Raw genomic sequence first — 1,396 nt, 5'->3', positions numbered from 1 at the left:
GCGGAGCTGTGTCAGACTGATGTCTCTGGCAAGATTCGAAAGGAGTTCCAGTCTGCTGAGTTTGGCGACGAACGCCTGACAGACCGATTGGTCCAGATTGGGGATCGGCTCGGCAGGGCACCTGCCGAGTCGATCCCTAACGCCTGCGAGGACTGGGCCTCCACAAAGGCTACGTACCGATTTTGCGATAACGAGTATGTGGATCCAGACGAGATTCTCTCCGCCCACACGCGAGAACAACGCTCACGCGTCCATGACAAGGAGGAGCTTCTAGTCGTCTCTGATACGACTGAGCTCGTGTTCCCGAGACATCCGTCGAAGGAAGGACTCGGCGACATCGGCAACTCTACTACGGATCTCGAAGGTGTCAAGGTTCACTCGACGGTCGGAGTCGATCCACAGACACATCGCATGACTGGGGTCATCGATCAGCAGTCGCTGATCGAGGACCAACAGGCCAGCACCAAACACGATACGAACGGGAAGGGTGAGCCGATCGAATTAGAGAGCGAACAGAAAAAATGGATCCGCGGAGACAGGCAAGCCAGCGACTGGCTTGCCGAGGAGATCCGGCCGATATTCATCCACGACCGAGGAGCTGATGCATTTGCGTTTTACCGCGAAGTTACAGACGACTTGGAAGCTGGATTCGTCGTCCGTGCGAATCAGAATCGCTGTATTCAGACGCCGTCCGGAACGGACGGACGTCTGATTGACTGGAGTGAAGACCTCCCCGACCAAGGGAAGATGTCGATCGAGATTGAACAGGGGAATGGAAGAGAAGCCAGGGAGGCTGAGCTCATAGTCAAAGCCGGCTCGTGTGAACTGCTTCCACCGAAGAACGATCCAACTCACACCGAGCCAGTTGAGGTAAACGTCGTGCGGATCGACGAACTTGGAGAGCAAGACGACCCGATTCAGTGGGTGTTACTCACCACTGAATCGGTCGCTGCATTCACTGATTCGCTGAGTGTAATAGAGTTCTATCGCGCCCGGTGGACGATCGAAGACTGGCACAAAGTGCTGAAAACTGGGTGCCGGATCGAAGAGCGCCGGCTGGAAACGTGGGAACGCATGGAAGTTTTGTTGAGTGTCTATTCGGTGATTGCGTGGAAGGTGCTGGAGTTACGGGAACTTGCTCGGGGAGACGCACACTGTTCACCTGATGTCCTTCTGAGCGAGACTGAACGGTCAATTCTGGAAACAAAATTTCCAGAATTGACCGACAATAAGGCTCAAGCGTACGCAATTGCGGTTGCGAAGATCGGCGGTTACCTTGACCGAAGTTCCGATCCACCGCCCGGTTGGGAGACGATGTGGAAAGGCCTCAAGAAACTTCAGACCTGGGCGGAGGGATACGAACTGAACTCCTGAGACTTATGGGTAAGAGACAGGA

1 protein-coding gene is annotated in these 1,396 nt (G+C 54.8%); it reads left to right on the top strand.

Annotated features, from left to right (window positions below; translation table 11 throughout):
* Nucleotides 1-1,374, top strand: a 1,374-nt coding sequence (locus ACERJA_RS20110; protein ID WP_373609978.1) for an IS4 family transposase, incomplete at its 5' end; no start/stop codon positions are given.
* Nucleotides 1,375-1,396 lie beyond the last annotated feature (22 nt).

Origin of the sequence: Natronorubrum sp. A-ect3, from assembly GCF_041821125.1 — an archaeon.
Taxonomy (GTDB): Archaea; Halobacteriota; Halobacteria; order Halobacteriales; family Natrialbaceae; genus Natronorubrum; species Natronorubrum bangense.
This window is presented reverse-complemented; position numbering and strand designations above follow the sequence as displayed.